This is a genomic window from Citricoccus sp. I39-566 (assembly GCF_031432995.1).
Taxonomy (GTDB): Bacteria; Actinomycetota; Actinomycetes; order Actinomycetales; family Micrococcaceae; genus Citricoccus; species Citricoccus nitrophenolicus_A.
In genome coordinates, this window is record NZ_CP133842.1 from 668,551 (window position 1) to 679,843 (window position 11,293).

General features: G+C 69.7%; 10 protein-coding genes. 5 read left to right on the top strand and 5 right to left on the bottom strand.

The annotated features are described in order from the left end of the window. Positions 1-11: 11 nt before the first annotated feature. The 3 genes from pgm to RE421_RS03165 all read right to left on the bottom strand — a co-directional run bounded on the left by pgm (position 12) and on the right by RE421_RS03165 (position 3,354). Positions 12-1,763, bottom strand: coding sequence for a phosphoglucomutase (alpha-D-glucose-1,6-bisphosphate-dependent) (pgm, locus tag RE421_RS03155; RefSeq protein ID WP_309814188.1), 1,752 nt, complete (start codon positions 1,761-1,763; stop codon positions 12-14). 100 nt (positions 1,764-1,863) lie between these two features. Then, positions 1,864-2,253, bottom strand: coding sequence for a hypothetical protein (locus RE421_RS03160; protein ID WP_309814190.1), 390 nt, complete (start codon positions 2,251-2,253; stop codon positions 1,864-1,866). 9 nt (positions 2,254-2,262) lie between these two features. Beyond that, positions 2,263-3,354 (bottom strand): M4 family metallopeptidase, encoded by a 1,092-nt coding sequence (locus RE421_RS03165; RefSeq protein WP_309814194.1) that lies wholly within the window; start codon positions 3,352-3,354, stop codon positions 2,263-2,265. Positions 3,355-3,579: 225 nt separating this feature from the next. Here RE421_RS03165 and RE421_RS03170 point away from each other — a divergent pair, with 225 nt between their 5' ends. Further along, a complete protein-coding gene (locus tag RE421_RS03170) occupies positions 3,580-4,140 on the top strand; it encodes a DUF4190 domain-containing protein (RefSeq protein ID WP_309814197.1) in 561 nt (186 codons plus the stop codon). 8 nt (positions 4,141-4,148) lie between these two features. Here RE421_RS03170 and RE421_RS03175 read toward each other — a convergent pair whose 3' ends face one another. Both RE421_RS03175 and RE421_RS03180 read right to left on the bottom strand, forming a co-directional pair. After that, positions 4,149-5,549 carry an amidase gene (locus RE421_RS03175; RefSeq protein WP_309814201.1) on the bottom strand — a complete coding sequence of 467 codons (1,401 nt, stop codon included), beginning with the start codon at positions 5,547-5,549 and terminating at the stop codon, positions 4,149-4,151. A 23-nt stretch (positions 5,550-5,572) separates the two neighbouring features. Beyond that, a complete protein-coding gene (locus RE421_RS03180; protein WP_309814211.1) occupies positions 5,573-7,642 on the bottom strand; it encodes an AarF/UbiB family protein in 2,070 nt (689 codons plus the stop codon). Between the two features lie 26 nt (positions 7,643-7,668). On the opposite strand from RE421_RS03180, the gene RE421_RS03185 reads away from it, so the two are divergent. From RE421_RS03185 to RE421_RS03200, 4 genes are all read left to right on the top strand, one after another. Then, positions 7,669-7,995 (top strand): rhodanese-like domain-containing protein, encoded by a 327-nt coding sequence (locus RE421_RS03185; protein WP_309814214.1) that lies wholly within the window; start codon positions 7,669-7,671, stop codon positions 7,993-7,995. Continuing rightward, positions 7,992-8,924, top strand: a complete 933-nt coding sequence (gene pheA, locus RE421_RS03190) for a prephenate dehydratase (RefSeq protein WP_309814217.1) — start codon at positions 7,992-7,994, stop codon at positions 8,922-8,924. Before RE421_RS03185 ends, pheA begins: the two co-directional genes overlap by 4 nt. 104 nt (positions 8,925-9,028) lie before the next feature. Further along, entirely contained in the window at positions 9,029-9,763 is a 735-nt protein-coding gene (locus tag RE421_RS03195) for a FadR/GntR family transcriptional regulator (protein WP_309814221.1), read from the top strand. Between the two features lie 154 nt (positions 9,764-9,917). Next, the gene (locus RE421_RS03200) at positions 9,918-11,273 is read left to right on the top strand and encodes an MFS transporter (protein ID WP_309814224.1); all 1,356 of its coding nucleotides are present in this window, start codon (positions 9,918-9,920) and stop codon (positions 11,271-11,273) included. Positions 11,274-11,293 lie beyond the last annotated feature (20 nt).

Here is an 11,293-nt window from a genome sequence, read left to right on the forward strand (position 1 = left end):
GTCGGAGGACGTCAGGCGATGACCGCGTCCACGATGGCCCGGGCCTCGGCCTGGACCTGGGCGAGGTGCTCGGCGCCGAGGAAGGACTCGGCGTAGATCTTGTAGACGTCCTCCGTGCCGGAGGGGCGGGCGGCGAACCAGGCGTTGGCCGTGGTGACCTTCAGCCCGCCGATGGCGGCGCCGTTGCCCGGGGCCTCCGTCATCTTCGCGGTGATCGGCTCCCCGGCCAGGGCCCCGGCCGTGACGTCCGCGGGGGACATCCTCTTCAGCCGGGCCTTCTGCTCGGGGGTGGCGGTGGCGTCGATCCGCGCGTAGACCGGATCGCCGTACTGCTCCACCAGCTCCGCGTAGTACTGCGAGGGGGACTGGCCGGTCACCGCGCGGATCTCCGCGGCCAGCAGGCACAGCAGCAGCCCGTCCTTGTCCGTGGACCACGCGCTGCCGTCGAAGCACGCGAACGAGGCCCCCGCGGATTCCTCGCCGCCGAACACCCCGGTGCCCGCCAGCAGGCCCGGCACGAACCACTTGAAGCCCACCGGTACCTCCACGAGGTCCCGGCCCAGCCCCGCGGCCACCCGGTCGATCATCGAGGAGGACACCAGGGTCTTCCCGACGCCGGCCCCCGCCGGCCAACCGTGCCGGTGCCGGTACAGGTAGTCGATCGCCACGGCCAGGAAGTGGTTCGGGTTCATCAGCCCGCCGTCACCGGTGACGATGCCGTGGCGGTCGGCGTCCGCGTCATTGCCGGTGGCGATGTCGAAGGGGATCTCGCCCCCGTCACCGTCCGCCTCGTCCGGGGTCATCCGCCCGATCAGGGTGGCCATGGCGTTCGGGGACGAGCAGTCCATCCGGATCTTGCCGTCCCAGTCCAGGGTCATGAACCCCCACTGCGGGTCCACCTCCGGGTTCACCACGGTCAGGTCCAGCCCGTGCCGGGCCCCGATCTCGCCCCAGTAACCCACCGAGGCCCCGCCCATGGGGTCCACACCGAGGCGAACCCTGGCCTGGCGGATGGCGTCCAGGTCGATGACCTTCGGCAGGTCGGAGACGTAGCGGTCCAGGAAGTCGTAGGTGCCGAGGGCCTCGTGCCGCTTCGCCTCGGCCAGGGGGAGGCGCCGCACCTGATCCAGCCCGCCGGCCAGCAGCTCGTTGGCGCGGTCCGCGATCCAGTCCGTGGCCTCAGAGTCCGCGGGGCCACCGTGGGGCGGGTTGTACTTGAAGCCCCCGTCCGCCGGCGGGTTGTGGGAGGGGGTGATGATGATGCCGTCGGCCTGCCCCGCCGGGTCCGCGGCCCCGGCCTCGGAGGACCCGACGCCGGCCGGCACCTCCGCGTTCAGCGCCAGGATGGCGTGGGAGACCGCGGGGGTGGGGGTGAATCCGTCCCGGGAGTCGATCAGGGTGTGCACCCCGTTGCCCATCAGCACCTCGAGTGCGGTGTCCTGCGCCGGACCGGAGAGGGCGTGGGTGTCCCGGCCCATCAGCAGGGGGCCGGTCACGCCCTGGGCCGCCCGGTAGTCCACGATCGCCTGCGTGATGGCCGCGATGTGGTCCTCGTTGAACGAGGTCTTCAGCGAGGATCCCCGGTGCCCCGAGGTGCCGAAGACGACCCGCTGGGCCGGATCGGCGGGATCCGGGTGCCGTTCCGTGTAGGCCGCGAGCAGTGCGCGCACGTCCACCAGGTCCTGGGGCAGGGCCCGGGTCCCGGCTCGCTCCGCGGCGGGCAGGGCGCTGGGGTTCTCGGGGGAGGCGTTCTCGGCGGTCATGTCTCCACTGTTCCACGTCCGGCAGACCGGCGGTAGATTCGCGCCGAACTGTGGCGCCGGCCCGTCACGGACCGGCCGGATCCCCGCCCGTCCGCCCGCCTCAGTCGTCCGTCACCGCGCGGATCAACGCGTCCACCTCGGGGTCCCGTCGTCGGCCGGCCTCGTCACAGCGCAGGGACCCCTCCTCGCAGCTCACGGACCACTGGAAGCCGTCTCGCACCGCCCGCCCACTCTGCATCTGGCGGTCAGAAGTGGCCCGGTTCTCGGCCGGATCGGGCCCCTTCTGGGCCACTTTCGACCTCCAGCTGCCGGGGGGCGGGTGTTCTGAGGTGAGCCCGGCGATCCGGCGGGCCGCGCGCGCGGCCGCACCGCCGTCGTCGGGAATCTCCGCACTCCACCGCCGCACCATCCCGGCGAGGCCCCCCGAGCGCTCCACCACCACGGTGAGGCGCGCGGCCGTCACGTCCGGGGCGCTGGCGGGGGGCTCCATGACGTAAGCCTAGGCAGGCTCCGGGTCGCCGGTCAGCACCCCGACCTGCCGCCAGGCGCCCCCGACGGTGCCGGCCACCCCGTCCCCGAACCGCGCCCGGGCGGCCGCCGCGGTGGCCTCGGCGAACCCCGCGAAATCCACGTTCCGGGGGAGGTCCTCCCCGATCACCACGTCGAACCAGACCTGGCCGGCCCGCTCCCACGCGTGGCCCCCGAGGGCCAGGGCGGCCAGGTGGAAGGCCTTGTTGGGGATGCCGGAGTTCACGTGCACGCCCCCGTAGTCCGCCTCCGTCACCACGAAGCCATCCATGTGGGCGGGCTGGGGGTCCCGGCCCAGCCGCGGGTCGTCGTAGGCCGTGCCGGGGGCCGCCATGGAGCGCAGCCCGCGGGCCTGCACACCCTCCCCGAACACCTCGGCACCGATCAGCCAGCTGGCCTCCGGCGCGGTCTGGCCCCGCGCATACTGGTCCACCAGGGCCCCGAGGACGTCCGAGAAGGACTCGTTCAGCGCCCCGGACTGGCCCTCGTAGTCCAGGTCCGTGGAGTACTGCATGAGCCCGTGGCCCAGTTCGTGACCGATCACGGAGAGCGAGGGCGTGAACCCGGTGAAGATCTCCCCGTCACCGTCCCCGAAGACTATCTGCGTGCCGTCCCAGAACGCGTTGTCATAGCGGCGTCCGAAGTGCACCGTGGCCAGCAGCCCCAGCCCGGTCCCGTCCAGCGAGGACTGCCGGTAGATCTCCTCGAGGAAGGTGTGCACGGAGCCGATCCCGTCATAGGCCTCGTTGACGGCGGCGTCCTGCACCGGGGGCTGGCCCTCGGAGCGGACGGTGACCCCCGGCAGCTCCTCGGTGTTCCGCGCATCCGAGATGGTCCGGTCCAGGGTCCCGCTCGGGGCGCTGATCGCCCGGCGCGGCAAGAGGCCCCGGTGCCGGGCCGCGCGGACCTGTTCGTCCAGCTCCAGCACGTGGCCCAGGTCCGGGCCGCGGACCTGATCGGCCCGCGCCAGTGTCCGCGCCGAGCGGTCCAGCTCCTCCAGCATGTACGGCGGCACCGCGCAGCGGCGCGGCAGGGCGGCCTCCGCCGCACGGTATGACGTCATCGAACCCCTCCAGTCCACTCCGGCCTCCGGCCCCATTCCTCACCGTGGTCGCCTCACCGTGGTCCACAAGGTATCCGGTGTCCGACCGGGTGCCCAGCGCCGACCGTCGGTGGAATGGCCGGGAGAATGGTCGGTGGAGGAGCCGTGGAGTCCGGGACCGCGGTCCGGGCGGTTCCGTAGACTGGAGGCCAGAGCAGAACAGGCCGACCACCCCGGAGGGGAACCATGTCCGACCCGGACCCACGCCAGCACGGCCAGCCATCCGAGGCCTCGGACGACTACCGCCCGTTCCATGACCCGAAGCACCCGTCCTGGTACTCGGACGCCTCGGCGCCGGCCGCCACGCCGCCGGTGCCGCCGCGCTCGCCCGGCCAGGATGCCGCTGCGCGCAATCCCTACGCCGAGCAGCCGCTGGCCGGCCCGTACGGCGACGGCCAGCCGCAGTATCCGATCCACGGGCAGTACCCGGTGATCGCCAACCAGCAGCAGCGCCAGGCCGGGAGCCCCTACCCGACAGCCCGCCCCGGTCCCGGGACCGGAGCCGGCCTCGGCGCCCCGGTCAACGGGATGGCCATCGCCGCCATGGTGCTGGGCATCGTCGGCGTGGTGACGGGTGGCTTCCTGCTCGTCCCGCAGGTCCTGGCGATCATCCTGGGCCACCTCAGCCTGAACAAGGACCGGCAGAGCCGCGGCTTCGCGATCGCCGGACTCGTCATGGGCTACCTGATCTCCGGGTTCTGGGTCCTCGGCATCCTGGGCTTCATCGGCCTGATCTTCACCTACTGACGGCCGGCTCAGGCCAGTAGTCGCTCCATCCGGGCCGCCAGGGCCAGCAGCTGCCCCTCCGTCCCGGGCCGGCCGATGGCCTGCACGGACCAGCTCAGCCCCTCGGCGTCCCGCAGCACGGGGATGGAGATCGCCGGCAGCCCCATCACGTTGATCATCGAGGTGTACGGGGTGAACCGGCACTGTAGCTCGTAGTCCTCCGCCGGGGGCAGGGCCGTGAAGGTACCGATGGCCGGCGGGGCGAAGGCCAGCATCGGGGTCAGCACCACGTCATGGGCCGCCAGCTGGCGGCGGGAGTCGGCCGCCCAGGCCGTCAGCCGTTCCACCGACTCGGTGAGGAAGGGCTCGGAGTAGCCCCGGGCCAGTTCGAGGAAGTGGCTGGCCAGCGGACCCAGCAGCCCCTCGGCCCCTTCCGGCAGCGGAACCCGGGTCAGGGCCGCCGTCCAGACGGTCCGGAAGTCCGCGTGGTATCCCGGCGCGTAGTCGACGTCGGCCTCGACCACCTCGTGGCCGTCCCGGCCCAGGGCGGCGGCAGCGGCCGTGAGCGCGTCCATGGCCGGGCGGGCCAGGGTGATCTCCAGGTCCGGGGAGAACGGCGAGGCGGTCGAGTAGCCGATCCGCAGCCGCTCTGGACGCGCAACCAGGGCCCGGGCCAGGCTGCGGCCCTCCCCGCCGGGCCCGCCCAGCATCGCGTCGTACAGCAGCGCCGCATCGGCGGCATTCCGGGCCAGCGGACCGGACACCGAGAGGTTGCGGACGGAATCCTCCTGCTGGTCCGTGGGCACCGTGCCCCGGCCCGGTTTCAACCCGACCAGCCCGCAGGCCGCCGCGGGGATGCGGACGGACCCGCCGCCGTCGTTCCCGGGGGCGAAGGGAAGCATCCCGGAGGCGACGGCGGCCGCGCCGCCCCCCGTGGACCCGCCCGCCGTGCGCGTGGGGTCCAGGGGATTCCGGGCAGGGGCGGAGATCAGGTTCTCCGAGTGGCAGGGCAGGCCGAACTCGGGGACCGTGGTCTTGCCCGTGGAGAGGGCTCCGGCCGAGTGGACCGCATACGCCAGCGGGTCATCCTCCGGGGCCGGCGGCGCCTCCGCGGCCACCCGCGAGCCGAAGGTGGTGCGCATCCCGGCCACGTCCACCAGGTCCTTGAAGGCCAAGGGCATCCCGTGCAGCGCGCCGGTGGGCCCGGCGTCGGCGAACCGGGCGTCCAGCTCCTCAGCCCGCCGCAGGGCGGCCTCCGGGTCCAGGGAGATGAAGGCCCCCAACTCCGGGTTGCGGCGTGCGGTCACGGCCAGGAAGTGCCGCGTGACGGCGACGGCGGACTCCTGCCCCGCCGCCAGGGCGTCGCGCAATTGCAGGGCGGTCAGGCCGGCCAGGTCGTCCCGTTCGGCGTCAGCATCCTGAAAGGTCATGGCCTCCACTGTAACGAGCGGCGCTACCGCCGGGTCCCGGCCGGCTCGGGCAACTGCATCACCAGGGCCACGGTCCGCAGGGACAGCACGAAGCCAGCGAACAGCACGATGTACCCCATGGCCGTGTACCAGCTCATGTAGCTGGTCATGGCCGGGCCGCCCTCGCCGAAGACGAGCAGCACGATCCCGCCGAGCACGCAGAATCCGGCCAGGATGGACACCACGACCTGCTGGAACAGCCAGGTGACGTAGCGGCGGTCGTTCTCATGGGCCAGCAGCCGCATGTTGATCGAGAGGCGGCCGCCCTGCAGGTCGTCCGCGATCCGGTTCACGCGCCGCGGCAGCTGGGAGACGATGGGCAGGGCCTCCAGCAGGGCCGTGGTGGCCGATTCCTTGAGCGAACCCGGCGTGAACCGGTGCTTGAGCAGGTCCGCGCCGATCTCGCGGGCGGCGTTGACGAGCTCCAGGTCCGGGTCGATGAGCCCCAGGGTGCCCTCCATGCCGCCGAGGGAGCGCAGGGCGGCGGCCACCGCCTTCGGCACCTCGAACCCGTGGTTCAGGATCAGGCCCATCAGGGAGCCGAAGAGCCGGGACGCCGAACCGCCGCGCATCCCGCCGCGGTAGCGCACCAGCAGCTCGCCCACCTCGCGCTCCAGCCGGCGCTCGTCCAGGTCCTCCGGTCGACCGAGCAGCTCGATGAGCGAGTCGCTGAGCAGCCGGGTGTCGTTGCGGTCGATGGCGGCGAAGATCATCACCAGCTGCTGCTGGGAGCGGGGGTCCAGGCGTCCCACCGCGCCGAAGTCCAGCAGGCCCAGCCGCGTGTCCGCCTCCCGTCCCAGCAGCATGACGTTGCCGGGGTGCAGGTCGGCGTGGAAGATCCCGTCGTCCATGATCTGGCGCATCACCGAGTTGGTCAGGTCCTGCGCGAGCCGGCGGCGGGTGGCGGGGGCCAGGGCCCGCAGCTGTGGCTGCGCCCTGCCCACCGAGGCGCCCGGCAGGAAGTCCATGACCAGCAGGCGGGTGGAGGAGAACTCCGGGTAGACGGTGGGCACGGTGATGTTCTGGTCCGAGACGGCCACCGCCATGTCCTGCATGTTGGCGGCCTCCACGGTGTAGTCCAGCTCCTCCTCCAGGGACCTGGTGAAGCCGCGGCCCAGCTCCAGGATCCGCAGGGAACGGCCCCACGTGGTGTTGTTCTGCAGCCAGCGGCAGATGCGGACCACGATGTCCGAGTCACGCATGACCTCGTCCACCGCGCCGGGACGCTGCACCTTGAGGACCACCTCGGTGCCGTCCCGCAGCCGGGCGCGGTGGACCTGCGCCACGGAGGCGGCAGCCAGCGGGGTCTCCTCCACCGAGTCGAAGACGTCGAGCGGGTCACAGCCGAGGGAGGTGCCCAGGGCGTGGCGGATGGACTCCCAGGGCTCCGCCGCCACGTCCGACTGGAGGCGGGAGAGCTCCCGGACGAAGGGGGCCGGCAGCAGGTCGGAGCGGGCGGAGAGGTTCTGGCCGAGCTTGACGAACGTGATCCCGGAGTCCTCCAGGGCGCGGCGCAGGGCGGTGGCCGTGCTGCCCCAGGAGCGTTCATCCCGGGCCCCGGACTCCCCCCGGCGGCCGAAGCCGCGCAGGTTCGCGCCCAGTCCGTGGCGGATGAAGGTGGCCACCACCTGGCGGTACCGGCGGTTGCGGGACCAGGTCCTCCGCAGTCCCGCCATCCACAGGAAGGGGTTCGGCAGGGTGCCGGTGGGCAGCACCATCTCCAGCACCATCAGCAGGGCGGTGCCGAGCCCGAAGATCCACAGCAGGGCGATGATGATCAGCACGAGCGCGGCGGGGATGGAGACGTCCGAGAGCACCCCCGAGGTCCCGGCGATCTGGTGGAGGACGGCGTCCATCACCACCTGGGTGCTCAACACCATGATCAGCGCCACCACGAGTGAGCGGAACCAGCCCACGGGCACCCCGAGCACCCGGCGCGTCGTGGTGGCGATCAGCCAGGCCATCAGGACGAGGAGGAATAGCCCGATCAGTGCGCCGAGGGTGGACCCCACCCAATAACCGACCGTGCCGAGCTCCCCGAGAAAGTTCTCCACACCTCCACCCTATTAGGCTGGTCGCCATGAGCATGTTCGAAACCGTCAGCGCGGGCGATGTCCCCGAGAACGCCAGCATCCTGGATGTGCGGGAGGACGACGAGTGGGTCCTCGGCCGCGCCGCCGGAGCCCTGCACATCCCGCTGGGCCAGCTGCCCGACCGGATCGAGGAGCTGGACCCGGACACCGACTACTACGTGATCTGCCGGACCGGCGGCCGCTCGGCCCGGGCCACCGACTTCATGGTGGCCCGCGGGTACTCGGCCATCAACATCGCCGGCGGCTCCGGGGCCTGGCTCGAGTCCGGCCGGCCCATGGAGGCGGACGGCGGCGCCGAGCCGACCGTCAAGTGAGCTCCGCCCGCCCCCGGTACGTCTACCTCGGCCCTGAGGGCACCTTCACCGAGGCCGCGCTGCGCCAGGTCCCCGGTGTGGAGTCCGCGGAGTGTGTCCCCGTGGGCTCGGTGATCACGGCCCTGGCGCAGGTGCGTTCCGGAGAGGCCGACTTCGCGGTGGTGCCGATCGAGAACTCCGTGGAGGGCGGGGTCACCGCCACCCTGGATGACATCGCGGCGGACGACGACCTGCAGATCCGGCGCGAGATCCTCGTGCCGATCAGCTTCGTGCTGCTGGGGCGGCGGGCCATGGACCCGGCGGAGATCCGCACCGTGTCCACCCACACCCACGGCTGGGCGCAGGTCCGCCACTGGGCGGCGGCACACCTCCCGCAGGCCGAGTTCGTCCCCGCCGGGTCCACCGCCGCAGCCGCGCGCGGCCTGCTCGATGACACCACCACATACGACGCGGCCGTGTGCGCACCGCTCGTGGCCGAGCAGACCGGCCTGCCCGTGCTGGCCTCCGCCATCGAGGACACCGCCGGCGCCGTGACCCGGTTCGTCCTCGTCTCCCGCCCGGGCTCCGCCCCGGAGCCGACGGGTTCGGACAAGACCACCGTCGTCGTGCCCCTGCCGGAGGACCATCCCGGCGCGCTGATGGACATCCTGGACCAGTTCGCGACGCGCGGGATCAACCTCTCGCGGATCGAGTCCAGGCCCACGGGGGCCGGGCTGGGCAGCTACTTCTTCTCGATCGACTTCGAGGGGCACGTGGCCGAGGAACGGGTCAAGGCAGCGCTCGCCGCCCTGTACCGGCTGATCCCGGGCATCCGGTTCCTGGGGTCCTACCCGCGGGCGGACCAGCGGAGGTACACGGTGCCCGAGTACACGCAGGATGCGGCGTACCGGGCCGGGCAGGAGTGGGTGGCGGGGCTGCTGGGGCGGTAAGTGCTCCCATGGTCCGATCCCTATCAACGTCGGATTGATCTAATGTGCAATCCAATGCGCTTCAACGGCAGCTAGTGTCGTGCGGCGAGGAAGAAGGTTGATAGATGTCATCGGACGGCATTGCGGCAAAGGTTATCGGTCAGTCGGTGCGCCGACCGCGCGAGCAGGTTGAGGAGACCATCCGGGAGGCAATCCTTTCGGGTGATCTGAAAAGTGGTGAGATGCTGCCCCCCGAAGCTGAGCTGGCTCGGCAATTCGGGGTCAGCCGGACGACATTGCGCGAGGCTTTGCGGGTGCTCTCTTCACAGCACTTGATTCGCAAGGTGCCGGGGGCGCGCGGTGGAAACTTCGTCCAAGCGGTGGATTATAAGTTCCTCGGCCGAACCTTGATGGACTCCATGAGTAACCTCATGGCCCTGGGCCGCGTGGATTTCGATGAAGTTGCTGCAGTGAGACAGTTCTTGGAAGTGCCGGCCGTGCGGTTGGCGGCGGAGAAACGGTCCGAAGCCGACCTCGCAACGCTTGAGTCAATCCTTCACAAGCAGCGGACTCTGTCCGTCGATGATCCAGAGGTTCCTGGGCTCGACCGGAAGTTTCACATTGCAATCGCGCAGTCGTCCGAGAACCGGGTTCTCGCTTCACTGGTTTCGGCGCTTCATCACGCTACCGAGCCGGTAAGTTATCTCGACCTATCTCCCGATGTGGGACGGGACACCGTCAAGCAGCACGGGGCCATTGTCCGGGCCATAGGGAGACAAGATCCCGAATCTGCTGAGGCGGCCATCATCGAACACCTGACGTATCTTCGAGGGCACATCACCGATCACCAGAATCGATAGAGGGACCGGCAGCAACTGATCGACGGATCACTACAGATTTCTAAATGTCCAACCTTGAGACATCTGTCTAATAGTGGGTAGCATGATGTGCATCACGTTCGACCTTCAAGGTCGGAATCGACACACTCCTTGTCACTCTGAGAGAGGTAAGCCCATGTCATCTACGACAGCTGCGGCACCCAGCAAGAAAGATGTCCGCCGCGTTGCAGCGGCCAGCCTGATCGGCACCACCGTTGAGTTCTATGACTTCTTCATCTTTGGGACGGCCGCCGCACTGGTTTTCGGCCAGCTGTTCTACCCGTCCGAAGATCCCCTGGCGGGAACCTTGGCGTCCTTTGCCACGTTTGGCGTGGCATTTGTGGCGCGTCCGCTGGGCGCCATCGTTTTCGGCCACTTCGGAGACCGCATCAGTCGCAAGAACATGCTGATCATCAGTCTCATGATGATGGGTATCGCCACCGTTGCGATCGGCCTCCTGCCGACCTACCAGCAAGTGGGCTTTCTGGCTCCCGTACTGCTCGTGTTGTGCCGTTTGATTCAGGGCCTTGCCTTGGGTGGCGAGTGGGGCGGCGCTGTGCTTATGGCGGTGGAGCACGCTCCCCGGAATCGCAGGGCTTTCTTCGGCAGCTGGGCGCAGGTGGGGGTCCCACTGGGGCTCGTACTCGCCTCGGGGGCCTTCGCGCTGGTCGGGCTGCTGCCGGCTGACTACGTCCAGGAGTGGGGTTGGAGGCTGCCCTTCATCTTGAGCGCCATCTTGGTTCTCGTGGGGCTGTATATCCGGCTGAAGATTGAGGAAAGCCCTGCGTTTACAGCGATGAAGTCGGAGAAGAAGGAGGAGAAATTTCCTGCTGGGGTGGTCTTCAAGAAGGCTCCCAAGGGCCTGGCGATCGCCGCACTCGGTGTTGCTGCGGCCAATATCCCCTTCTACATGGCCACGGTGTTCATGCTGACCTTCGGAGAGCAATACGGTATCGAGCGAAGCCATATGCTCTTGGCCGTATGCGTAGCGTCCTTCATCCAGATCTTCACGATCCCGATGTTCGGTCTGCTGTGTGACAAGATCGGCCGCCGGAACGTCATGATGATCGGCTGCGTGCTCACGGCAGCCATGGCCTTCCCACTCTTCAGTCTGGTGCAGACAGGCAGCGTGTGGGCTGCCTTCGTCGGAATGATCATCGTCCTGCCGCTATGCCACGCCATGACCTACGGGCCGCAGGCCGCCTGGATTCCCGAGGTGTTCCCCACCCGCCTGCGGTACAGCGGTTCCGGCATTGCCTACACCGCCGGTGGACTTCTGTTCAGCGCACCGGTCCCCTTCATCTCTGCCTGGTTGCTCTCCCAGATAGAGGGCACATGGACCCTGTCTATCTACATCATCATCGGTGCGGTTCTGACCTTCGTGGCCGTCTGGGCGAGCCGTGAGTCTCGGGACGATGAGATCCATTGGGAGAAGTCCCCTGACGAGGTCCGTCCGGTGAGTAACTCCGTTCAGACCCCGGCAGTCCGCTGATGAATCCCACTCGACTCTGA

Bases quoted from the DNA above. Each gene is read 5' to 3' on its own strand.
- pgm (WP_309814188.1), bottom strand. From the start codon at position 1,763: ATGACCGCCGAGAACGCCTCCCCCGAGAACCCCAGCGCCCTGCCCGCC.
- RE421_RS03160 (WP_309814190.1), bottom strand. From the start codon at position 2,253: ATGGAGCCCCCCGCCAGCGCCCCGGACGTGACGGCCGCGCGCCTCACC.
- RE421_RS03165 (WP_309814194.1), bottom strand. From the start codon at position 3,354: ATGACGTCATACCGTGCGGCGGAGGCCGCCCTGCCGCGCCGCTGCGCG.
- RE421_RS03170 (WP_309814197.1), top strand. From the start codon at position 3,580: ATGTCCGACCCGGACCCACGCCAGCACGGCCAGCCATCCGAGGCCTCG.
- RE421_RS03175 (WP_309814201.1), bottom strand. From the start codon at position 5,549: ATGACCTTTCAGGATGCTGACGCCGAACGGGACGACCTGGCCGGCCTG.
- RE421_RS03185 (WP_309814214.1), top strand. From the start codon at position 7,669: ATGAGCATGTTCGAAACCGTCAGCGCGGGCGATGTCCCCGAGAACGCC.
- RE421_RS03195 (WP_309814221.1), top strand. From the start codon at position 9,029: ATGTCATCGGACGGCATTGCGGCAAAGGTTATCGGTCAGTCGGTGCGC.
- RE421_RS03200 (WP_309814224.1), top strand. From the start codon at position 9,918: ATGTCATCTACGACAGCTGCGGCACCCAGCAAGAAAGATGTCCGCCGC.